Genomic DNA, 22,816 nt, shown 5'->3' with positions numbered 1-22,816 from the left:
GAATGCCATCAACTCCGTTCGACTAACTATCAAAGCGCCGAGTTCAACAGCGCAATCCGCATCGCATCCTGGTAAATAGGAGGAACACAGAATGAAGTACCTTGCACTGGTCTACTACGACGAAAAGCTTATGCAGCAGAAGTCCCAGCAGGAATGGGATGCGCTCAACCAGGAATGTATCGCTTGTGTTGAAAACCTGAGTACTAGCGGACACTTTATTACCGGTAGCCCGCTGATGCCCACCAACACCGCCACCACTGTGCGGGTGCGCGACAATCGCGTCGCGGTCACCGATGGTCCCTTTGCGGAGACCAAGGAGCAGCTGGCTGGTTTCTACATGTTGGAAGCGAAAGATCTCAACGAGGCCATCGCCCTGGCCGGCAAGATTCCACCTGCGCGTTACGGTTCAGTGGAAGTCCGCCCTGTGCGGGAACTGATGGAGGAAGGCAACCAGGCTGGCGGCAACGCCGGGTAAGCCATCCTTCGAAACAGCAGGAACATCAACAACAGCAACAGAAAGATCAGGAGAAAACCATGCCCGGCACGGTAAATTTACACCGCGTATTACGCGCCCCGGCAGAGCGTGTGTACCGCGCTTTTATCAACCCCCACGCCATGGCCAAATGGTCCCCACCCGATGGTTTTTACGCCACTTACGAATACCTGGAGCCGGAAGTCGGCGGCACCTTCAAAGCATCATTTACCAATTTTACCAACGGTCAGACCCACGCCTTCGGCGGAGAGTACAAGGAGTTGGTGGAGAATGAGCGCATCCGCTACACCGATACCTTCGATGACCCGAACGTACCCGGCACCATGGAGGTCACCGTGACGCTGAAAGCAGTCTCTTGTGGCACCGAGCTCAGCATCGTCCAGGAAGGCATACCCGATATGATTCCGGTGGAGATGTGCTACCTCGGCTGGCAGGAGTCCCTCGCTGCACTGGCGCGCCTCGTAGAACCGGAAATCAACCAGTAACCACTATTCTGAAATCCCCCCAAAAGCGAAACACAAGGAGAAAACGTGAAGAACTTCCTCGCCATCTATCTCGGTACCCCGGGTTCCATGAAAACCTGGGATGACCTGTCTGAAGCGGATCAGCAAAAGCGCCTGCAAGAGGGCATGGCCGCCTGGAACGGCTGGATGGAGCAGCATCACGACATCATCGTCGACGCCGGCGGTCCGCTGGGAAAAACCAAAAGTATTGACTCCAATGGCGTCGGTGACACCCAGAATAACATCACCGGATACGTCATCATCAAAGCGGAAACCCATGAAGCCGCGGCCAAGCTTTTTGAAGGGCACCCGAGCTTCAGTATCTTCCCTGGTGACGGCGTGGAAGTCATGGAGTGCATGCCCAATCCAACAATGTGAACCAATTTTCACCACCGCGGGTAGAAATCAGTCCTCCGGTGGTGAATCTGTGACCGGACAAGACAGGAAGACGGAGATGATCAAACTATACGGGACACCTCCCACCCGAGTGATACGTGTGATGTGGCTGCTCAACGAGCTCGGCCTGGAATACGAAATCCATCACGTAGACCTCCTGAAAGGTGAGGCCCAAAGGGAAGACTTTCTCGCGCTCAACCCCGCCGCCAAAGTTCCGGTACTCGTCGATGGGGATCTGGTACTGACCGAATCCGCCGCCATCCAGCTCTATCTGGCAGAGAAATATCCGCAAGCTGGCTTTATTCCCGACTCTCTGGAAGAGCGTGCACAAATGTACCGCTGGATATTCTTCCTTATGACCGAGATCGAACAACCGCTGTGGCGTATATCGCGGCACACATTTCTGTACCCGGAAAACAAACGCTTGCCGCAGGACGTCGAACTGGCGAAGCAGGAGTGTCGTGAAATGGTCAGCGTCCTGGAACGGCACATGGAAGACCGGGACTTCATTGTCGGCAACAGGCCGAGCGTAGCCGACTTCAATGCCGCGTATACCTTAGATTGGGTAAACACTGAAGCGCTTCTGGATGCGGCACCGCGGCTGCGAGAATACCTGAAAACCATGTACGCCCGCCCAGCGGCGCCGATGACGATCGCGGAGGGATTTGCCGCGATGGAGGGGTAGGTAAACAGGTGTGTTCGAGTTGTTCAACTGAAGAACACACTTCCATCATAATTGTTACCTTTGATCACAGCGTTGTTTGCGATACTTCAGGTGCCGGGCATGAAGGCTTATCTAGCAGATGAAAAATACCCTCTTCCCGCAGTACCCGCATACCCAATCTCTGGTCAGAAATACCCGGGCGCAACCGATAATCGAAATGCAGCCGATCGCCGCTCTCGGCGGCCTCGAAGTAGCGACAGTCCACCTGGTTGTTGAGGCGTTGCAAATGGTCGCTGAGTTCGATCAGGTGGGAGGAGAACATAAACAGGCAATTCTCCCGGCTGGAGAAGCGCTCGAGAATGGCCAGAGATGCCTCGAAAGCATCTTTGACGTTCGTCCCCTTGAATGGTTCGTCCATCAACGCCAAAACCCGATCACCCCGCGCGACCGCCTCGGCCACGGCTTTGACGCGCAGTGCTTCGGCGCGGAAATAGCTTACCCCGCGCCGCAGATCGTCGGTCAGAGAGATCGAACTGAACAGCCACTGTACCGGAACAAACTGAAAGCGCTGTGCTGGCACACCCATGCCCAGGTGGGCGAGGTAGAGTGCGGTGGCAAATGCGCGCAGGTAGGTAGTCTTGCCTGCCATATTGGGACCGGTGAGAAATAGAATGCGATGTTGCTGGTTGAGCGACACCGGGTTAGCGATTGGGTTCGTAACATATGGATGATAGAGCCCATCGGCATTTGCTCGCAGTGGCCCGGCGCAGACCTCCGGCATTACGAAACCGTGCTCACCATTGGCATCGGCCATGGATACCAGTGCATCCAGCTCGTAATTCAGCGCCAGTAGCCGGGAAAGCGTTTCTTTCTCTTTCACTCGCAGCATCTGGTCGAGCTTGAGCATCTTCCAGGTACCCCAGGTCCCGACGTCAAAATCCGGCACCATACGGAAGTTCGGGCGGGACAAAAGCGCACGCAACTGCCGCAGCAGCGGTTCAAGTTCCCCGGGAGCATTTTTCAGCGGCGCCAGCGCCGCGAACGCTCGCAGTGCCCGGATCAACCGGCAAGCGGCCTGTGCGCCGCGCACGATGCTGAAATAGTGACTGTCCTGGTTGGCCCAGACCTGGAAAGAACCCAGCGCAAACTCCAATCGGTTGCGGAAGTCCAGGTTTGGCAGAATTTCCTGCAGGTAGTCCTGCGTACCCTCGACTGCGTACACGGAGGGCATCGTCCTGAAGTGTGAGCGCTGCGCTGTGATAAAGCGAATCGCTTGCTGTGTAGCTTCTATACGTTCCGCACTGGCCCAGGGGCTTTGCATCCGTCGTCGCAGCACTACAGCGCCGCCGATAGAACGCGTCCGATTACAGAAATCGAACAAGCTGGCATCGCCAGTATCGCATTCAAAAATTTCCAGGTCTTTGAAGGTGTGGGAGTCGATACCCAGGATATCGAGTTCGGTGCTACTGAGTGACATAAGTGGGCTTCCGATGTGCAGATCGATATCCAGGGAAAGTGTGGTCCCACGATTTCGAATAGACATTTATTGTTATTTGTCGCTCTCTATTTAAGCAGACTTAAGCATGATTTCAATCTGGCACCACGCCAGGCGTTTGAGTTTCGGGAAGAGCGTTATCAGGAAATTGCCGTTTCCACACCCTGCTTGGCATGAATCTCGGCCGTGTCATACAGCGGAACAGTGGTATCACTCTGTTTTACCAGTAGCGCAATCTCTGTGCAGCCAAGGATCACCGCCTGTGCACCACGTGCGCGGAGGTTCTCGATAATTTCCAGATATCGCGCTTTCGAATCAGGGTTCACTGTACCCAGGCAAAGTTCTTTATAGATGACCTCATGCACCACAATCTGCTCTTCGGGACTGGGTGTCAGCACCTTAATGCCAAATTTTTCAGATAGTCGGCCTTTGTAGAAATCCTGTTTCATGGTAAAGCGCGTACCCAGTAGACCCACGGTAGTCACACCATCCCGTGTCAATGCCTGTGCCGTGGCGTCGGCAATATGCAGAATCGGGATGGAGATTTCCGCTTCGATCTTGTGAAATACTTTATGCATGGTGTTGGTACAGATCATCAGGAAATCGGAACCGCCTTTCTCGACTGACCTGGCTGCCTGAGAAAGAATATTGGCTGTCTCGAGCCAATCTCCCGCATGTTGCAGTCGTTCGATCTCATCGAAGTTGACACTGTAAAGACAAATTTTTGCGGAGTGCAATCCGCCCAGCCTGGCTCTTACGCCCTCATTAATGGCTTTGTAATAGCTGAGTGTGGACTCCCAGCTCATTCCGCCCAGTAGGCCGATTGTTTTCATTGCTAACGTCCTCCCCCGGATCTGTCAAATACTAATACTATAATTTGAGTAGTTTACTTACATCTTTATCATTGGATTCGGTGTATCCGATTTCCCGCATTGTTTCCAGTACAGCGCGCCATATATATGGATCGTTATCTTCACTCCGTTGTTCGGATTCCGGCCAGGGTGCGCTCTCTATTCCCCGATCTCGAGCGGCAACGCCGTCAATCTCCCCAAGCTTCTCTAAAAGTTTTTTTATGAAATTTTTTCCCAGTGCCGCCTTGTCTGAACGCAGTATCAGTTCGTTCCAGAATGTATTTGCGTCATACGTTTTGTGAAACAGCTCCTGCTTCTGGTCTTCGCTATGCGGTAGCCCGCCGCCACTGCCAAGACGGCCATTCATTATGAGCTCCGACCACCTGGCGGTCCCTTCGGTATACCAGGGGTTCTTAAAATAGGTGTACCCGTTCTGGAAAAGGTGGAACAGCTCGTGTTCCACCGTCTTGTTTTCCCAACTGAGCGAGTTGGATAAATCAATCAAGAGAACGTTGAGTGACTCTGCTCCAGCAACAACTCGGTCGAGTTTTGGGGTCCCATCATACGCGATGCCGTTCCTTGTCTTGCCCTTGTCATCTGAAAGGTTCAAGAGGTTGATATCAATATAATGCGCGCGTCCCTTGTACCGGTCGCTGTCGAGGGGCGATATCAGCCCCACTTTCGTTCGGTAAAATTTATCTACTTTTACAAATCGCTGCGCTAACTGCTCAATATAATCCGGTGTTCCACTGTTATCCGCATCAGTCTGCCTTTCTGATGGCAGAGCATCCTTTCCCGACAGGGTGTAAAAGATTCGAAAGCGGTCCGTTATCGCCACTCTGTCCAGGCTCTGTCGACGGTCAGGCAAAGTTCCACCACTAACCAAGTCTGAAAACAACAAAGTTAATATCGGAACAAGTATTTTCCAAATCATAAGACTGTAGACGTCTTCAAAGTGATCGATATCCTGATTCTAGTCAAAGAAAAAACGCGCCAGGAAAAGGGCGCCACGCGCTAGTTGGAGGGGCGGCATATCAGTAGGTGGCAACCCACGCTGTTATGTATGCCATTGCAGATAGGCAGCTAGATAGTGCATCCCCCGGCGGGGGAAGACGTGCCCGGCCGGACGCCGGGCACGTTTATGGAGAGAGTTTGTCGATCCCCCAATACTGGGTTCAGTTGTCTGACTGCACCGCGGCTGGATCCATCCACATAAACTCCCAGATATGACCGTCGAGATCACGGAAGGCCCGGCCATACATGAATCCATAGTCTTCCGGCTCGCGGAAGCTGGTGCCTCCCGCCTTGATGGCCTTGTCGAGCAGCGCATCGACTTCTTCGCGACTCACTGCAGATAGGCACACCAGCACTTCAGCGCTTTCGCGGGTATCGGAAATCTCAAGCCCCGGGGTGAAACTGCTGAACTTCTCGCGGGTAAGGAGCATGACAAAGTTGCTTTCGCCGACGACCATACAGGTGGCGGTGTCATCGGTGAACTGGGGGTTGAACTCGAAGCCGAGCTGGGAGAAAAACTCGATAGATTTCCCCAAATCGGCGACTGGCAGGTTTACGAACATCATTCTGGACATGGTATTTCCTCGGTTGCAACCAGCATATGGATTATATTGGTTACTAATAGTCGTATCTCCCGGGCAGAAATCGACAGTGGCCGGGAAATATTCTGGCAGAAAAATGCGTGGCATCAGGCGCCGTCGCGGATCGCTTTCACAGTGCGGTCCTCGACAGTCACGTCATCGTCATGGATAGCAGCCTCTCGGCCTGGCGGCGTAGCTCGCCGCGTAGTCCCGGGGGCGAAAGGATTTCAAATGAACAGGGCAATTGCACCAGTTGCGAGGCAAACCAGCTCAGGCAGCCGGTGTGGGCGCGCCACAACACCGCGTCCCCTTTGGGGGTCAGGATGCCCACCTCGCCGCCGAGCATTGCACTGGCGCTGGCAACGTCCGTATGCAGCAGTAATTCCACTTCAACCGCCGGTTCCATTTGCGAAAAACTCGTGGTGAGGTAGGCGGCGGCATCAAAATTCTGTGGTCGCCGAAAGGGGATGTCCAGTTGCTGCAGGTTCTGCATACGATCGAGCCGGAAGGTGCGCAGGTCTGCACGCAGATGGCAGTGCCCCACCGCGTACCAGCGGCCGCGACGGAACACCAGGCCGTAGGGGTCGAACTCGCGCCGTGTTGTAGGCTCGTTGCCGTTACCGCTGGTGTAGTCAAATAGTGTACGGCAACGAGTCTGGGTCGCCGCAGCCAGCGTGGTCAGGGTGGTGCTGTCGGGGGCTGCCGTCGGCACCAGATCCAGGGTGACGCTGTCATCCAGTGCGCGCAGTTTCTGCTTCAATTTCTCTGGCATCACCCGTTCCAGCTTGGCCTGGGCACTGGCTACGGCAGAAGACACCTCACCCACGCTCAGGCTGCGCGCTGCCAGCAGGCCGAGGGAGATGGCCAGGGTCTCCTCATTGGTGAACATCATCGGCGGCAACTTGTAGCCAGATACCAGCTTATAGCCACCGTGGCGCCCGCGCTCTGCCGTTAATGGAACACCGATCTCCTCCAGCGTCGCGATGTAGCGGCGCAGCGTACGACCGTCTACACCGAGTTTTTGTGCCAGCTCGCTGCCGGTGGCGTTACCGTGAATCTGGAGTAATTCCAGTAATGCCAGTACTCGTGTCGTAGGATTCGACATGAATTATGTCCCGCATCTTCTATTAGGGCGGAATATAGCCTATTTAACAACTACAGTGCTTCCGTTCCGATCAAACGCCCTTCACAAACAAGGGCAACATAGAGAAACGGAGAGCCGCTATGCCAGAGAATGTAACCCTCTACACCAACCCCCAATCCCGCGGCCGCATCGCGCGCTGGATGCTGGAAGAAGTGGGAGCCCCCTACCAGGTGGAAGTGCTCGAATACGGTGGCAGTATAAAAGCCCCCACCTACCTGAAGATCAACCCCATGGGTAAGGTCCCGGCGATCGTCCACGGTGGTCAGGTAGTGACCGAGTGCGCCGCCATCTGTGCCTATCTGGCAGAGACCTTTCCACAAGCAGAGCTGGCACCGCTGCCTGACGAGCGTGCCAGTTACTACCGTTGGATGTTTTTTGCTGCCGGGCCGCTGGAGTCGGCAGTGACCGACTTCAAGGTATTCGAGATTGAGCCGGATACGGAGAAACAGATGATGGTGGGCTATGGCAGCTACAAGGCAGTGCTGGATAACCTCTCCAGCTGGTTAAAAGAGCATACCTATGTAGCCGGCGAACGCTTTACCGCCGCCGACGTCTATGTGGGATCACAGATCAACTGGGGCGTACAGTTCGGCACCATCGAAAAGCGTCCAGAGTTTGTTGAATACGCACAGCGCGTTGCCGCCCGCGACGCCTACCGCTGCGCCACAGAAAAAGATGATGCGTTGATGGAGAATGCCTGATGAAAAAGACTTACCAGGGCAGCTGCCATTGCGGCGCCGTCCAGTATGAAGCAGATATCGACCTGAGCGCCGGCACGGGCAAGTGCAACTGTTCCATCTGTACCAAAACCCGCGAGTGGGGCGCGATTATCAAGCCGGATGATTTCCGCCTGCTAAAGGGCGAAGAGTCGCTCAGCGACTACCAGTTTGGCACCAACCAGGCCCACCATCCGTTCTGCAAACACTGCGGTGTACATAGCTTCGGCAAAGGGGATGTAGAGGAACTGGGTGGCGAATTTGTCTCGGTTTATCTATCGGCACTGGATAACGTCAGCCCGCAGGAACTGATCGATGCACCGGTGCAGTATTTTGATGGTCGCAATGACAACTGGATGAATACCCCCGCGGAAACCCGTCATTTGTAACGCCAAAGATCAGTTGCTAAGCGCTCGGCCAGTGTTCATCCCATTAGTTGCAAATGGAAAAGCTCTATGGGATAAACCTGGCTTGGCTGGTATACCAACCGGATCAGCTTTACTTAATTGGTACAGATCTAGTATTTATAGATAGTTTGAGTTGCCGAAATTTTAAATAAGGAGTTTGAGAATGACTGGCAAACGAAACTTTGATGATTTTTCGATGGGCGAGATAGCTGAAGTTGCGTCTGAAGCGGGGCTGAAAGCCCGTAAAGAGAGCCTTGAGGCAGGCCTGGAGGTGCTTTCCCAAGATCCGGAAACGGGTGAGTTCTTCTATGAAAAGTTGGATAAAGAAGGAAATATCGTCAAGCGTAAGTTGACCAAGGATGAGGTAGAGGCACTCAAGAAATGAATAAGCCTAGGGTAATCTTGATAGCCGGGCCAAATGGCTCAGGGAAAAGCACACTCACTGAAATGTTCATGAAGAAAGACATGGACTTTGGAGAGTACATCAACCCGGATGAGATCGCCAAGGAGATAGGTGGCGATTACGACGCTGCAGTGAGAGAGGCGCAAAGAATAGCAGAATCGCGCCGCTCTGAACTCCTGAATAGTGGCGTATCTCACAGTTTCGAAAGTGTTATGTCTCACCCTTCTAAAATCGAGTATCTGGTCACTGCCAAAACGAAAGGGTTCGATATTCTGTTACTATTTGTTGGGGTCAATGATCCACTGCTTAATGTGCAGCGGGTGGCGGATCGAGTCGCTAAAGGTGGTCACGATGTGCCCACAGAAAAAATCGTCGAGCGCTACAAGCGCACTATGGAAATGTTATACGAGGCAGCCATTACCGCCGACCGCGCTTTAATCTTTGACAACACCGACTCCTCCGCCGGAATAACGCCAGCTGCAGAAATTGAAGGCGGAAAACTCGTAAACTGGAATCCCCGTTTTCCCTGGATCAGAAAATATCTCGTAAATAAATTTGAGGGAAACTGGAGTTGAGAGCTACTTGAAAATATTGCTTAGCCAGCCGTGTTGACTGGCTAATCGCCGCCACCCTGGGAAATAAGTGTTGTAGTGACTGAAAACGCTTATTTCTTTATGGCGCCCCAAGGAGCTTTGGTGGCAGGGCTGTTGGTGGACGAAGTTTTAGTTCCAGGCTGTGCCGCTTTTGCTTCTCGTCCCTCTTTTGTGCCGCGGCCTTCTTTGGTGCCCCTTTTTTTCGCCTTCCCGCTCTTCACCGAAAAATTCAGGTTCGACGCCGGCAGCTCTTTCACCACCGGAAACTCCTCAATCGTCACCCGTTCAATGATCTGCCCAAGCCGGCGTTCCACTGCGCACAGGCGTTTGAAGTCGTCTTTGGAAACCAGTGACACCGCCTCACCGGAAGCGCCCGCGCGGCCGGTGCGGCCGATGCGGTGGATATACTCATCGGCGTCGTCGGGCATATCGTAGTTGACTACCCGTTCCAACTCATCGATATCAATACCGCGTGCGGCAACGCCGGTCGCCACCAACAATTTGATTTTACCGGATTTGAACTCTTCCAGTATCCGCGAGCGCGAAGCCTGGCTGCGGCCGCCGTGGATGGATTCCGCCGCGATGCCGCGCTTCTCCAGCTGGCTCACCAGCTTTGCCGCGCCATGTTGGGTGCGGATAAAGATCAGTGCCTGGGTCCAGTTGCGCTCCTTTACCAAGTGGCTAAGCAGCGCCGACTTGTTGTGTTTGTCCACAGCGATCAGCCATTGGGAGATTTTCGGGGCAGACTTGGTGTTTCCGGCAATGGATACCTCAAACGGGGTTTCCACCACGTTTTTCGCCAGCGACCGAACCTGGGGCGACAGGGTTGCGGAAAACAGCAGGCTCTGGCGCTGTTCGGGCAGGCGCGCAATGATCTTCTCAAGGTCGTCGATAAACCCCATATCCAGCATGCGGTCCGCCTCGTCCATCACCAGCATCTGCAGCTCGTCAAAATAGAGCGCGCGCTGGTGTGCCAGGTCGAGCAGGCGCCCCGGCGTGGCCACCACAATATCTACCCCCTCAATCAGCTGCTGCTTCTGCGGCTCCAGATCGACACCGCCCACCATGCACATGGACACTACCGAAAGGTGCTTGCCATACCCTCGGATATTGTCTTCTACCTGTATGCCCAGCTCGCGGGTCGGCACAAGGATCAGCGCGCGAAAGCGCTTCGCCCGCCGTTTGCGCTCACCACTGAGCCTGCCCAACATCGGCAGCACAAAGGCCGCAGTTTTACCGGTGCCTGTCTGCGCAGTCGCAATCACGTCCCGTCCGTCTAAGATGGCGGGGATTGTTTTGCGCTGTATTTCGGTGGGGGTTGAATACCCTTTCTCTTCAAGGGCTTGCAGGATCGGGGCGCTCAATCCCAGGCTTTGGAATGACATCTGGACTCTCTTTGGGGGGCTAGCGGCGTTGGCCGGAAATGGCTGGCGGCTGGTTTCAGCGCGGTATGGTAACAGCAAAGCACAGAGTAGGCGCCGGTTAGATATCCGGTGCTATGGCGGGCGCGTCTTTGATGCACCGCGGTGTAGAGTGTGCTCCATATGGGGTCACTACCCGGCAAAATCGACTACAAATTCCGTTCAGGCGATGGCCCAGGCGATAAGTGATAGCACCAGCCCTGCCAGCAGGAAAAGCAGGCCTTTGATCATCAGTGATTTCGGATATGTGGCTTCCTTGTATATCAGAGCGTATGGAAAGCCCGTTATCGGGCCGAGAACAATCGACGACAGCCCCCAGCCCCAGCGGTCGTTACCCAGCGCCGTCAGCGCAGCCATGAGGCCACCGAACCAGAAGAGGGTGATACCGATTACAAGGACAATGAATATCGGTATCGTCAGCCATTGGTTGGCTAGAAATACCTGAAGGATTTCCTGTTCCATAATATTTCCGGATCAATATTTCGACGCGAGTGTAGCAGAGTTCGGCACGAAAAAGTGCAGGGTGCTCTTCCCCCTGTGCCAGAGTAGATGTCACAGAAGATCTAGGCTACTTCGGACAGGACCGCGATCAATGACTTTCGAAGGGTGGGATCATGGAAACTGAATCTGAAACCGACAGATTCATACATCACAAACTGAATAAAGCGGGCAAGGTGATCAACCGATAATTGACCAGGCAGAATATGAGCAAACTGAAACAGGCGGAAGTAATTCCATGTGAGTAAGACGGGTGCGCGGTGACCGCACACCCGGTAAAGCAAAGATGTCGATTACAAAATAGTAACTACGCCAATTCCGGTCTGTGATTGGACGCCTGGTGCCACCAGGCAACTCAGGAGATCAAGGGAGGCCTGTACCAGCTCTTCATTATACGTCAGGCCGGCAAATGGCCCTGAAATTATCGGGCCTGTGAGAATATGTACGGTCTGTCCGGCGGCATCTGTACTCTGTGTGGTGGCATCAACGACGCTTGTCTGGCCGTTATCCCAGTAAACTTCTATGGTTGCCGAGCCACTTGCCGGTAACGCCAGGCAGCTACGATCGCCAGTGAAACTTCCCGAACGACTGCCACCGGTGATCGTAGATCCGGTCAAAGAAGTACATCCGGAGTAATTTACGTCAAAGTTGATGTCCGTTTGTTGCGTGAACAATCGCAATCCGGGAGAAAATGAAATATCCGCACTTGCAGTGCAGGTAAGCTCACCGACTGCAAATGCCTGGCTCAGGGGGAGTGCGGAAAACAGAAAAGCAAATGCCTTGATTAACTTACTGGTCTTCATCGTGATTATCCTTTATGTAGCAGTATTGATTTCGGATTCATGAAAACTTCACAGTGCGTTTCGTTGGCTCATGACTGCAGCCATTTACCGCCTGCCAGCAAGAACTTATAGGAATTTATTTTCGTTATTGTTTAAGGCAGAGAATGAGGTGACAGAATAGATATTTTGTCGACCATTAGGCATTAATTGGATGGAAATCAGGACAGTCGCTTTGGGACGGGCGTGCCAAGAAATTTTTTGGCCGCCAAGAATTCGGCCAAGGTATTATCTCGCATGTCGGTTAGAGTTCGCGGAACAATTGAATGTCCGTTACCAGGATGAAAATAGGCAGGCAAGAGTCCGGGTGGTCTGAACCCCGCCAGGTAACCTGAGCCGGCATCCAGAAACACACTGTTACCTTTGTACGGACGCTCCCAATGGTTGCGGTGAGCACTACTGCCAGACCCCGGAACTCCGCAAGGTCTGCATCAATTTGTCGGCAATCTCAAACCGTGGCGCCTTCGCCGCGTTGGTCAGCAGAACAATACCGTTGCCTTCTTGTGGATAACTGATCAATAGTGACTTGTATCCGCGCAGGCTACCCGGATGTCGCGCCACAAATCGGTCATCTTTGGTATAAACCTGCCACGCCAGGGCAACCTGAATAGTTCCCCATGGCGTGTCCGCGCGTGGCTCCAGCATTTGTGCATAGCTCGAAGTGCCCAGAATACGGTCGTCCTGACTGAGCGTGGCGCTGAGCCAAAGGCCCAGATCCCCCGCACTGGAGACCAGTCCTTCACTGGGATAAAAGCTGGGATCAAAAGGCCGTTGTTGCGCTTGGGTCAGCATCTTACCCTGGTACGTTGGCTGCGCAGACGGCGCCGTACCCTGCTGACCATCGTAGTAGCCGCTGTGTCGCATATGACTGGGCGCTAGTATGTGCCGTTGCACATACTGCTCGAACGGCATATCGGCCACCGCACTGATGACGGCACCCAGCAGATTAAATCCGGTATCGCTGTATTCGAACGTATGAGCAGCCGTATCAGGTGTTCCCTGGGCCGCAATCAGCGCCAGATAATTGGCTCGTGAACGACGCTGTCCAGCCTCCACAGGGCGTACCGTATCCTTGATTCCTGCGGTGTGGCTGAGCAGTTGGGCGATGGTTATAGGAGAATCTTCGAACGCGGGAAGATAATCAGATACCGGGTCGGACAGTTTTAGCTTTCCTGCCTCTACCAACTGCATGATGGATTGCGCAGTAAAAAGCTTGGAAATGGACGCGATACGAAACGTGGTGTCGCCGGTTACCGGCAACTGCTGCCCTTCATCGGTGTAGCCCGCACCGCTTGCATAAACCAGTTTCCCGGAAGCGATAACCGATACAGCCAGCGCGGGAATCTGATATTCAGCTCTTAACTCGGCAAGCGTTTGATCGAGTGCCATCTGTGCGGAATTATCAGTAGCCATGACTGATTGTGACAGCAGGGCGAGCGATAGCAGAAATGTTTTGAACGGATACACTTTTACATCGGCTGAATTACATCCAGAAGCTAATGCGCTAACGATAGCTGTGACCAGAAGGGTTTTCGTCATTGTTGATTCCCTTTTGGTTTGTAAATCTACCAGGAGATCTGCAGTGTCGGAATATTATTCTGTTTCCGGTTATTTTTTTAACGCGGTTAGGTCAAGAGTTGAATCCCTTGCCCTGATTTTACTCCTGCCCCTAGGATGTATGGCTATTTTATTTAGGTAAAGCTAGGCTTCGCAATGATCTTTTTATTTCGGGGACATGAATGAGTACCGGTTAGCTAATACTTGACCACTACATGTACCGCCTACTGGAGAGGGTGAGCCTGTAGATTTGGTCCGAGGATTTCGCTTGCACGGGATATATCATTCAAATATGCCCGGAATACGCCCGGGCATATTTTTATACGGCTACCTCACCCAATCGGACAAGCCGCATTCTCCCCCTCTCCCCACGCCATCACCGGCTGCATAAACCAGTCCGATCCCCACGGCGAATAGCCGGTAATCGATACACCGCTATCCGGTTGCTGCTCCACATTGATCACCGCGACGATATTGCCGCCCTCGTGCTGTGGAATGGTGAGGCCGAGGGCTTCGCGCCGGATGGTGAACTGGGTGAGTGTGTCGGTGACGGCGGTGATGGCGTAGTGCCAGATGCCGGAGGCGCCGCCGATGAGGTTGTCGAGGGTATTGATGGTGGCGTCCTGTCGGATGCCTTCCACGCAGCTGTCCATATTGAGCTGCAGGTTGCGTACGGAATCCTGGAAGGGGATGGCGGGGGTGGTGGTGTATACCCGGCCAAAGGTGGAGTCGGTTAATTTCTCCGCAAATTCGTCGGGAGAATTGGGGGGCAACAGGGTGGTGCAGCCTTGCAGGGCTGCGGTGCCGAGTAGCAGGGAAAGAGTCTTTTTCATGTGGGATCTGCTCTTTTTTCGTGTTGTTTATTATCCGGCGTCGGAAGCGTACTTCCGGCAGAGCACTGGGGCGGTTGCCCGGCGGTAGTGGAATCTGCTCACCGTTTTGATGTGTGTTATATCACGCAAGCGGTTGGCCGACGATAGTGCTTGTGCGGATATGTGGACTGTGCCTATGCGGCGGTAGTGTTGAAGGCGACGTGGGGGAAGGAAAGTACGGAAAAGGGAAGGCGACATGGGTCTTTGCCGCCTTCCCGGGATTGTCGATTTAGTCGTCCATTATCAATAAGCCTGTTTGGTGTGTCCTACCAGCGCATTGCAGTAGCCGCTATTGCTTGCCGGTATATAGAAGGCGTGGTCGACCGCCCCGTAGCCAAAGCTCGCCACCTGCGCACTGGCTTCCACGCTGTAGCCCTGGCCGATCAGGTCGAAGTAGGGCCGGTAGTCCAGGCCGGTGGCGCGGCTGGCGGTGATCAGCAGCCAGTCGTTGTTGTCGATGGCGTTGGCCTGGGTGCGGGTGTAGCTGTCAAAGCCCAGTGCGTCCCTGCCGGCGTCCCAGCCGGTGTCGTCGCCCTTTGCGGTGTTGAACGCGCGCTCGAGGATGTGCAGCCTCGGGATCAGGTTCCAGCCGTCTGTCAGTGCGCCCTGTTCTTCGGCGTGCATCATCATTTCAATGATCAGCGCTACGCCGTAGTTCCAGCCGCTGTAGCCGCGGGCGGCCATATAGGCGGCGGGGTCGGGCGCATTTTGGCTGGCCTGGATATCGGCGCTGATGGTGTCAAACGGCAGGCTCTGGCAGTTGGCGGCCACACCGTCTTCGTCCTGGGCGCGGGACTTGGGATAGTAGGCGTAGAAGTTGGTGGTGGCGTGGCCTTCAAAGCCGTTGAACTTGAAGCGGCCGCGCTCCACGGTGTGGCCGACTTCGTGCAGGTCGCCGTGGCCGAGGATGGAGAAATCCCAGGTGGCGTCGTAGGGGTTGCCAGAGCAGCCGGCGCCGCAGGTGGACTGGTCCATATTGCCGTGGTGCACCTGGTCCCAGGTGGCGATGCTGAAGCCGTTGCTGGTGGCGAAGTCGTGTATCTCCGGCACTACGTCGATGTCTTCACCCTGCACGCCGGTGAGTACGCGGAAGTAGTTGTGGTGGTACTTGGTGAGATAGCGTTCCAGCTCGCTCGGGGTGTCCCAGCGGCTGTCCTGGGCCAGGGTGTTGGCCATGCGGCTGTTGAGGGAGTGGATTTCGAAGTAGTCGGTGGCGATCTCCGCCCAGTCGTACTGATCTGAAGCCAGTGCCGCGGCGAAGGCTGCGTCGTCGCCTCCGATTTTCCAGAAGGGGTGCAGGCCCACGTTCTCGAAGGCAAACTTCATCGCGGTGCCCTTGTCGGCAAAACCGATCTGCACCGGGCCGCCGTAGGGGGAGGTGAGTACCAGCGTTTCCCCGGCGTTAATCGGGATGCGGTGGGACTGCAGGAATTTGGGCCGCACGTAGCCCCACGTGTCGCCGCTGGTCGAGGGGTACATATGGCGGGTGGAACCGTCGCGCTGGGTGTTGATAAACACGCTGGCGGCAACCCCGCTGTTGTTGTCGGTGCGGGTGACAGTGAAGGTCTGGCCCGGCAGGGCGTAGACACCGGCGGCGCGGAACGGTCGGCGGCTGGTGATGGCGACGATTTTGTCCGCAGGGGTGATATGGCTGAAGTCGGAACGGCTGAAGCTGCCGAGGTCCGGTTGCCCGGGGTTGTGGGCGCGGGTGGTGTACACCATGCCGTCGGCGAAATAGCTTTTCAGGAAGTCGACCGTTGGGGTCTGGTCTTTCCACATGGGGAAGTCTACGGTCTCGCGGTATTTGTCGGCGAGCAGGAGCAGCAGTTTTTCGAGGCGGTATTTGCCGTTTACGGCAAAGATATCCACAGCGCGCTGATCGAAGCGCTGGGGGATGCCGCGCAGGGTATTGGCAATGGTGCGGAATTCGCTGTCATAGGCCGGCAGGTTGCTGCAGTTGTTGTCTTCGTCGGCGCACTGGCTGATCTGGAAGCTGAAGCTGTTGTCCTTAAAGCGCTCTACCAGTCTGGCGACGCTGGTGAGAGTGGAGTGGCTTGTGCGCATGTCGGCAGCGGAGGTCCAGTTGGCTGCGTCTTGCGAGAAGTAGTTGCCCGCACCGCCGGGGTTTTCCGTCTGCACCTCGAAGAACTCGAGGATGGGGTTGGTCAGCGCGGTGGAATTCCAGCTGTTGGTGTGCACGTACAACAGCGACTGCTGGTTGGCCACCGCCTGCGCCAGCGCTGTGGTAACGGAGGTCTCCGCCATGGCGGTATCGGCCGCGCCGGTGATGATCAGGTGGGCACCGTTAAGGCAGCCGGCCAGCTCGGCCTCGACGGCACAGCGGGTAATGTCGGCATTGGGGTTCTGCGCCTGCAGCCAACGCTCGCTGGCGTTCATGTTGCTGGCACTCATCTGCATCAGCGCAATGTTCACGCTGCCCTGGTTGGAAAGGCCCGCCTCCTGTGGAGCCAGCAACCAGTCGAGCAGATTCCGCATCGGTTGTGCAAACGCGGCGTGGCCGCCACCGTTGAGCTCGACAATCACATTGTCGCCAATGGCGGCGGTGTGGTACTGGTCTTTATCGGTGGCGGTGACGAAGGTATTGCCCTTGTTGCCCACCACCACTTGCAGCACGTCGCCGAGGCTGTCGAGGGTGAAGTAACGAGAATTTCTGCCGGGATCAAACACCACCGCGTCTGCGCCGAAGATTTCCCCGTGCAGTGCCGCAATGCTCTGCTGGCGCTCGGCAACCCGGTCGAGGATGCGCTGTTCCAGTTTGCTCGCGTCTGCTGGCAGCCGTGTGGGGTCGCCGGTTTGAACGGCTTCGGCAATGCGGTCTTTGAGGGTGACGGTGATGGTGTCGCTGTCACTGGCGCTGGCATTGCTTGCAGTGAGGCGGAATTCGAAAGTCTCCGTCTGCATGGACGGCGGGTAAGTCACATCGGTGGCCGCCGCGTTGGGGGAGGAGAAGGTCGCGCCTGGGCCGGATACCTGCTGCCACTGGTAGCTGAGGGTGCCGTCGCCGGTTGCGCTGCCGCTCAGCCGCAGTGCCTGGTCGTTGTACTGGGTGATCTGCGCCGGTAGCTCCACGGAAACCGGCGTTGGGTTGGTGTCATCGCCGCCATCGTTGCCGCCGGGGGTTTCCACTCCGTCGCCCGGTGGGGTGTCGTCAGATGAGCTGCCACCGCCGCCACAACCAATGAGTGTGAGGAGCACGAATATCAGAAAGGATTTTTTTATGTGATGAGTGAGCATGGTGTTCCTTGATTGAAACTTCACATTCAGGTTCATTTTTATGAGAGTGCGCCGATTCTACGGGTGATCGAAGCGGCGCATTGTGCACAATTCTCCACAACGCGCATGACCTAAGGCGACAGTAGAGAAGTTTTTGGTGTGTTTGGGATATCGGTCATCTTTTGGCGGCGCTGACCGGGGGTAGTGTGGCGGGTTAATATAAGAGGGATATACAAGAACGGGCGCCGCTGCGCCCGTTTTTTACTGGCAGCTCGCTAGAGCTGGTAGTTCCAACCGAGTTGCAATATCTCGTCATCGACACCAAACGGCAGTCGCCCGGAGGAGTACCCCACAAAGGCGTAACCGCGTTTGCTGTCGTTGGGCATGCGCAGGGAGAACTGCGACAGGCGGCTGCGGTGCAGGTTCGCGTCTTCGATGGCCGCCTCGGGATCAATTTCCCGGAAGTAGCGATAGTCGTAAGCGAGGATCACATCCTTGCCGTCGAATTGCGCCACCGGCGTGGTGAGGGATATCTCTGCAGCGCTGCGGTAGTAGCTGTCCAGTTTGCCCAGCAGCTGTTCGCGCACCGTGTCTTTCTGCGGGTCCACTTGCCCCGCGGTGAAGGATACGACCGGTTCTTCAAGCAGCAGGTCGTCACTGCCCGGGCGGCCGGTGGTGGCGCGAATGACACTTGGAACAAAATCCAGCAGGGAGTAGAACTGTCGGAATACATGGCTCTCGTGTGCCGATGGCATCGCCCAGGCGGCGGTCAGGCCCGCAACGGTATTTTGGTTGGAGAAATCCTGGTCGGTCTCGTAGCTCAGCTCGGATTTCAACTGCCAGCTGCCGAAGGGGCAGTTGCTTGGCAGGGGGGTGTCTGTTGCGGCGCCCGGCACGGTGCCGGGTTCCACCGCGATGGGCCCGCCGTCGTCATCCAGCGGGGGCTCGTAGCAATCGCCGATGGTCACCAGTTCGGTATTCAGGCCGAAATGCATCAGGTCCTGAGAGCGGATTTCGTCGTCGAAGGCGTAGGTGCCGCGGGCATTGAAGTTTACAACCCCCAGCTCGATATCCTTGAAATCAAACTGCACGCCGAGCCCGGTGCGCTCGCTCTCGCTGGAGGTCATGGATACCAGTTTGATGGAGTGCTTGAGGGCGCTGTCGGCACTGGCTTCTGCTGCGCAGAGCAGGGCGATTGTACACAGGCCTGTGGGGATCAGTTTTGTCTTCATACCGCGTTTTCCACTCCATCTTGCACCTCATCGGCAAACATCAGCTGCGCGTCCAGCAGTTGCGCCAGATCGTCCAGGGTTTTACCTTCCGGCGCTTTGAAAAGCGCTATCAGTTTCTCTTCCAGCTTTTTCAGGCGCAGCGTGCGATCTTCCTCTGTGGAAAGGTTTTCGATGGCGGGGCGGTAAAAGTGAAACAGATAAGCGGTAAATTTATCGGTGAGGGTTATTGCCTTGATTTCCCGATGTTCCGCTGAGGCCTGGGGGTTGTAGTAGCGCAGCATTGCCAGGGAATAGCTGCCGGCGTCGGCAAAGGGCGTGAGCTCAGGATTGATTTGCGCCACTTCCTGATGTGCCAGAATGCCCCAGGCAGCACCGGCAGCCATGTTGGATTTGGTCCATGACATGGGAGTCTTCCGTGTTTATTGTTGTGAGATCACTAGTGTGATCTGTGTCACGCGGAAGACGATTGTGCCATACCAACAACAAGAAGTGCATTCGCCCAATTCGGGCCGGACTTCCTAGTGTGGTGTAACGAACTAATTGTGCATATCAGAGCCCCCCAAATTGTTCACAGTAAGGCGCCGCTCGCAGGGAATGGCGGGCCCTTTCCAAGAGCGGCAACGCAGCTGTGGGCGATTTGGGGGGCTCCCTTCGGGCGGGCCGCTAAGCAGCCATCTGCTGCGTTGCACTTGCTTGATGTAGAATGACTACGCCAGCGCAAGTGCGCCTTACATCTGGCCGCTTAGCGGCCCGCTGATAAGCACAATTAGTTCGTTACACCACACTAGCCCCGCCTATTCCCGTTTTTGCCGGCAGCTGTTGCGGGTATCACCGTTGAGGCACCCAGGTACCGTCCTGGCGGCGACAGGCCACGTCCTGGGTACGCTGGCTGTTGTTACCCAGAATCTCGGTCACAAAGGAGCGGCAGTACTGGTCGCCGCGCTGCTCAAAAGCGCCGGGAGTGACTGCGTAATTCATGCCGGTGCCCTGGTTCTGCCAGGTAATACGCTGGCCTTCCGGGGCGAACTCCAGCGCCTGGCCTACACAGGCCTGGTTGCGCTGGTCCATCTGCCGGCCGATCTTGCCGCCGACCAACACCCCGGCAATGGCACCGCCGATGGTGGCTGCAGTGTTGCCGCGGCCATCGCCAATCTGATGCCCGATCACGCCGCCAATCAGGCCACCCAGTACATTCCCGACCTGTTCGCTATTGCAGCGGGTACTGGTGGTCTGTGGGGCCGGTTGCCACTCGGGGCGGTATTCGGGTTCCTGTGCCCGCTGGTCGAACCAGGGCGGCAGAACGACCACGCGGGAGCCGTGGTCATTGTGGTGATGGCTGCCGTAGTCGCGGCGGGCCTTACACTTGCGCTCCTCTTCGTAGTCGCCATTGCGCTTCCACTTGCGCTCTACCTTGCAGTTGCCGTCCCAGTATTCTTCCTTGCGCTCGTGGTGCTGATGTTTCTGGTGCTTTTTCCAGCCGCGGCCCTCGGGCGGTTCGGCAAACAGGCTGGAGGAGAGGCTGCCGCACAGTAGCGCGACGAGCGCGGTGGTCAAATATTTCATGGCCGGGTATCCACCTTTTCTTGATTGTTCGGTGTTGGACTGATGGCGTGGATACTAGCAGGGGCGGTCTGAACGGACAGTGAATGGGTCAACGTTTTGGTGGTGCGGCGACGGAACTGTGTAGTCTGGCTGATGACAGTTCGCGGTCTGTGCTCAGGGCTTTACCCAGGGGTTATTGCTGGCGAAAGTGGCAACATACAAGGCTTCCACCTTGTCGCGCGCCCAGGGTGTCTTGCGCAGGAACTTGAGGCTGGATTTGATCGACGGGTCTTTCTTGAAGCAGTTGATATCGATCCGCTCCGCCAGTCCATCCCAGCCGTAGTGCGCTTCCAGTTCTTCCACGATGGTGGCGAGCTTGATGCCGTGGAGCGGATTGTTGGGCTGGGAGTCTTGCATGCGTTGAGTGTCCTGATGTGCCAGCGGCGGCACAATTGGTCGAGTTTTTAAGCTCGGTATTATATACACGGTGACTGGAAATTATCCGGGTCGAGAATAATTACAGAGACAGCTCGCCGTTGACCCCAACCGATTCCACAAAAACTGGGTCGTGAGAGACCAGCATAAAAGTACCCGGGAATTCCCGTAATGCATTCTGCAATAGTTGACGGGAGTCAAGGTCAAGGTGATTGTCTGGCTCGTCGAGCAATAATAGATCCGGGGCGTGGCTGCCGCGAGTGATTGCCAGCAGTGCCACTTTGAGGCGTTCGCCTCCGCTAAGGGTGTTGACCGGTTTCAGCGCCAGGTCACCGCGCAACCGCGCACTGGCGAGTGCGGTGCGCCAGTAGGTACTGTCTTTGTCTGGGTGTAGTCGTTGCAGGTTTTCCAATGGGGAGTGTGCACCGTTCAAGAAACTGAAGTCCTGATCCAGATACACACAACTGCCGTGGCGCTCGCACTTTCCAGCGGCCGGTTGCAGCGCACCACGGATGACTTTAAGCAGGGTCGATTTGCCGCTGCCATTGACTCCGGTGATATGCCAGCGCGCGCCGCTATGCAGGGTAAGTGAGATTGGCTCGGTTTGGCCGTAGGGTAGGATTAGATTTTCCAGGTGCAGGCGCAGTCCTCCGCGCAGGCCATGTTGAGTGATCGCGAGACGCTGGATTCGCTGACGCTCCAATTGTGCTTTCTCTTCGCGATACTGCTGCTGGAGCCGTACCTCGCGTTGCGCGGAGCGCTGCTTGAGTTTGCTCAGACTTTGACTGGCGCGCTCTTTTCTCGCATCCAGCAACAGCTTGCTCTGTGATCCTCGCTGTTTTTCACCTTGCCGTTCGCGTTGTGCAGCGCGTTGTAGGGATTTGACCCGTTGCAGTTCGGCCTTGCGTATCTCCTTGCGGGTGTTATCAATGCGCTGTTCACGGCTCGCCAATTCCGCGCTGCGTACGCGGTGATAAAAGCTGTAGTTTCCGCCATACAGATGGAGTCCATCTTCCCCGAGCTCAATCAGGTTGTCCACGTAACCAAGCAGTTCACGGTCGTGACTGGCGACGAGCGCGCCGCCTGGGTGAGTTAGCAATTTATCCTGTAGCCATTTGCGACCCTGCCGGTCCAGGTGGTTACTGGGCTCGTCCAATAGCAGGTAGTGGTCCCGATGCATAAAGGCTGCTGCGAGTGCCAATCGAGTACGTTCTCCGCCGCTGAGTTGTGTAGTGGGCGTTTCCATCGCACAGTACAGGCCAGCGCATTCCAACTGTTGTTGCCAGGTTATGGGAAGGTGCCAAGAGTCCGCAACTGCGTTCAGGTCCACCGCACTTCCCACCCCCTGATCGATGCGTTGAAAGCGGTCGAATAGACCGTTGTCATCGAGGGCGTCCACCACTCTGGAAACCCGTAGTCGAGCCAGTTGGTCCACGTGATAGTAAGGCGCGTGCCAGTGTACGTTGCCGCTATCCGGTCGCCGGCGACCTGCTAGCAGTTGCATTAGAACGGACTTTCCACGTCCATTTGGGGCTACCAGGCCACTGATACCGGCGGGTAGATTGATGCTCAGGTTTTGGAGAATGGGGTTCCCGTCCAGTGTGAAAAAGATACGGGAAACCGCGCAAATGTTTGTCATAAGCCCCTCCGGGGTTCGGAGCGGGCAGCGGGACGGAGAGAGGAGTTGGTGACAACCGTCAGCAATCGCTGCGGGTAGTTGCTGTCCGGATGGTCATGCTGGAGAAAAGTAGAGATCCGCCATACGCCGCCTGCCACAGGAATAAATCAGCTCCGACTTTGGAGCCATTGGTGTTCCGGTGTGGTGCAGGGCTTACTTCATTGGCGTAGTGGATCCTTTGCGTGGGTGAGAATGTTGGCAGCTTAGCCGAACGCAGTGAGCGGTGCAAATACCCCTCGTGTGCCCGA

General features: G+C 55.8%; 24 protein-coding genes. 8 read left to right on the top strand and 16 right to left on the bottom strand.

Annotated features, from left to right (window positions below; translation table 11 throughout):
• Positions 1-91: 91 nt before the first annotated feature.
• From LPW13_RS13780 to LPW13_RS13765, 4 genes are all read left to right on the top strand, one after another.
• Positions 92-475: a YciI family protein gene (locus LPW13_RS13780; RefSeq protein ID WP_230436217.1), complete on the top strand. Its 384-nt coding sequence runs from the start codon at positions 92-94 to the stop codon at positions 473-475.
• Positions 476-534: 59 nt separating this feature from the next.
• Complete coding sequence (locus LPW13_RS13775; protein WP_230436216.1) at positions 535-978, top strand: SRPBCC family protein; 444 nt, start codon at positions 535-537, stop codon at positions 976-978.
• Between the two features lie 45 nt (positions 979-1,023).
• The gene (locus tag LPW13_RS13770; protein ID WP_230436215.1) at positions 1,024-1,374 is read left to right on the top strand and encodes a YciI family protein; all 351 of its coding nucleotides are present in this window, start codon (positions 1,024-1,026) and stop codon (positions 1,372-1,374) included.
• A gap of 76 nt (positions 1,375-1,450) precedes the next feature.
• Positions 1,451-2,077 (top strand): glutathione S-transferase family protein, encoded by a 627-nt coding sequence (locus LPW13_RS13765; RefSeq protein ID WP_230436214.1) that lies wholly within the window; start codon positions 1,451-1,453, stop codon positions 2,075-2,077.
• Positions 2,078-2,141: 64 nt separating this feature from the next.
• Here the strand turns inward: LPW13_RS13765 and LPW13_RS13760 are convergent, their stop codons facing one another.
• The 5 genes from LPW13_RS13760 to LPW13_RS13740 form a co-directional block, all read right to left on the bottom strand.
• Entirely contained in the window at positions 2,142-3,533 is a 1,392-nt protein-coding gene (locus LPW13_RS13760; protein WP_230436213.1) for a MutS-related protein, read from the bottom strand.
• A gap of 158 nt (positions 3,534-3,691) precedes the next feature.
• Positions 3,692-4,384 carry an aspartate/glutamate racemase family protein gene (locus LPW13_RS13755; RefSeq protein WP_230436212.1) on the bottom strand — a complete coding sequence of 231 codons (693 nt, stop codon included), beginning with the start codon at positions 4,382-4,384 and terminating at the stop codon, positions 3,692-3,694.
• 37 nt (positions 4,385-4,421) lie between these two features.
• Positions 4,422-5,240 (bottom strand): hypothetical protein, encoded by an 819-nt coding sequence (locus LPW13_RS13750; RefSeq protein WP_230436211.1) that lies wholly within the window; start codon positions 5,238-5,240, stop codon positions 4,422-4,424.
• A 337-nt stretch (positions 5,241-5,577) separates the two neighbouring features.
• Positions 5,578-5,991: a VOC family protein gene (locus LPW13_RS13745; protein ID WP_230436210.1), complete on the bottom strand. Its 414-nt coding sequence runs from the start codon at positions 5,989-5,991 to the stop codon at positions 5,578-5,580.
• 157 nt (positions 5,992-6,148) lie between these two features.
• The gene (locus LPW13_RS13740; RefSeq protein ID WP_230436209.1) at positions 6,149-7,102 is read right to left on the bottom strand and encodes a helix-turn-helix transcriptional regulator; all 954 of its coding nucleotides are present in this window, start codon (positions 7,100-7,102) and stop codon (positions 6,149-6,151) included.
• Positions 7,103-7,221: 119 nt separating this feature from the next.
• On the opposite strand from LPW13_RS13740, the gene LPW13_RS13735 reads away from it, so the two are divergent.
• From LPW13_RS13735 to LPW13_RS13720, 4 genes are all read left to right on the top strand, one after another.
• Positions 7,222-7,842, top strand: a complete 621-nt coding sequence (locus LPW13_RS13735; RefSeq protein ID WP_230436208.1) for a glutathione S-transferase family protein — start codon at positions 7,222-7,224, stop codon at positions 7,840-7,842.
• Complete coding sequence (locus LPW13_RS13730) at positions 7,842-8,246, top strand: GFA family protein (protein WP_230436207.1); 405 nt, start codon at positions 7,842-7,844, stop codon at positions 8,244-8,246. The genes LPW13_RS13735 and LPW13_RS13730 overlap by 1 nt, the downstream gene beginning before the upstream one ends.
• Positions 8,247-8,427: 181 nt before the next feature.
• Positions 8,428-8,649: a hypothetical protein gene (locus LPW13_RS13725; RefSeq protein WP_230436206.1), complete on the top strand. Its 222-nt coding sequence runs from the start codon at positions 8,428-8,430 to the stop codon at positions 8,647-8,649.
• A complete protein-coding gene (locus tag LPW13_RS13720) occupies positions 8,646-9,242 on the top strand; it encodes a zeta toxin family protein (protein ID WP_230436205.1) in 597 nt (198 codons plus the stop codon). The genes LPW13_RS13725 and LPW13_RS13720 overlap by 4 nt, the downstream gene beginning before the upstream one ends.
• 89 nt (positions 9,243-9,331) lie before the next feature.
• Here LPW13_RS13720 and LPW13_RS13715 read toward each other — a convergent pair whose 3' ends face one another.
• From LPW13_RS13715 to LPW13_RS13665, 11 genes are all read right to left on the bottom strand, one after another.
• Positions 9,332-10,645 carry a DEAD/DEAH box helicase gene (locus tag LPW13_RS13715; RefSeq protein WP_230436204.1) on the bottom strand — a complete coding sequence of 438 codons (1,314 nt, stop codon included), beginning with the start codon at positions 10,643-10,645 and terminating at the stop codon, positions 9,332-9,334.
• Between the two features lie 198 nt (positions 10,646-10,843).
• Complete coding sequence (locus LPW13_RS13710) at positions 10,844-11,143, bottom strand: hypothetical protein (RefSeq protein ID WP_230436203.1); 300 nt, start codon at positions 11,141-11,143, stop codon at positions 10,844-10,846.
• A 329-nt stretch (positions 11,144-11,472) separates the two neighbouring features.
• The gene (locus LPW13_RS13705; protein ID WP_230436202.1) at positions 11,473-11,982 is read right to left on the bottom strand and encodes a hypothetical protein; all 510 of its coding nucleotides are present in this window, start codon (positions 11,980-11,982) and stop codon (positions 11,473-11,475) included.
• A gap of 432 nt (positions 11,983-12,414) precedes the next feature.
• Positions 12,415-13,557 carry a serine hydrolase domain-containing protein gene (locus tag LPW13_RS13700; RefSeq protein ID WP_230436201.1) on the bottom strand — a complete coding sequence of 381 codons (1,143 nt, stop codon included), beginning with the start codon at positions 13,555-13,557 and terminating at the stop codon, positions 12,415-12,417.
• 350 nt (positions 13,558-13,907) lie between these two features.
• Positions 13,908-14,408 (bottom strand): hypothetical protein, encoded by a 501-nt coding sequence (locus LPW13_RS13695; RefSeq protein WP_230436200.1) that lies wholly within the window; start codon positions 14,406-14,408, stop codon positions 13,908-13,910.
• A 282-nt stretch (positions 14,409-14,690) separates the two neighbouring features.
• Positions 14,691-17,702 carry an ImpA family metalloprotease gene (locus LPW13_RS13690; protein WP_230436199.1) on the bottom strand — a complete coding sequence of 1,004 codons (3,012 nt, stop codon included), beginning with the start codon at positions 17,700-17,702 and terminating at the stop codon, positions 14,691-14,693.
• A gap of 254 nt (positions 17,703-17,956) precedes the next feature.
• A complete protein-coding gene (locus LPW13_RS13685) occupies positions 17,957-18,913 on the bottom strand; it encodes a hypothetical protein (RefSeq protein WP_230436198.1) in 957 nt (318 codons plus the stop codon).
• Positions 18,910-19,317 (bottom strand): hypothetical protein, encoded by a 408-nt coding sequence (locus tag LPW13_RS13680; protein ID WP_230436197.1) that lies wholly within the window; start codon positions 19,315-19,317, stop codon positions 18,910-18,912. Before LPW13_RS13680 ends, LPW13_RS13685 begins: the two co-directional genes overlap by 4 nt.
• Positions 19,318-19,741: 424 nt before the next feature.
• Positions 19,742-20,476: a glycine zipper 2TM domain-containing protein gene (locus LPW13_RS13675; RefSeq protein ID WP_230436195.1), complete on the bottom strand. Its 735-nt coding sequence runs from the start codon at positions 20,474-20,476 to the stop codon at positions 19,742-19,744.
• A 153-nt stretch (positions 20,477-20,629) separates the two neighbouring features.
• Positions 20,630-20,872, bottom strand: a complete 243-nt coding sequence (locus LPW13_RS13670; RefSeq protein ID WP_230436194.1) for a VF530 family protein — start codon at positions 20,870-20,872, stop codon at positions 20,630-20,632.
• 100 nt (positions 20,873-20,972) lie between these two features.
• Positions 20,973-22,529, bottom strand: coding sequence for an ATP-binding cassette domain-containing protein (locus tag LPW13_RS13665; protein WP_230436192.1), 1,557 nt, complete (start codon positions 22,527-22,529; stop codon positions 20,973-20,975).
• Positions 22,530-22,816: the final 287 nt, after the last annotated feature.

Source organism: Microbulbifer celer (genome assembly GCF_020991125.1).
Lineage (GTDB): Bacteria > Pseudomonadota > Gammaproteobacteria > Pseudomonadales > Cellvibrionaceae > Microbulbifer > Microbulbifer celer.
The sequence above is the reverse complement of the archived record's forward strand: the minus strand, read 5'-3'. Positions and strand labels throughout refer to the sequence as shown.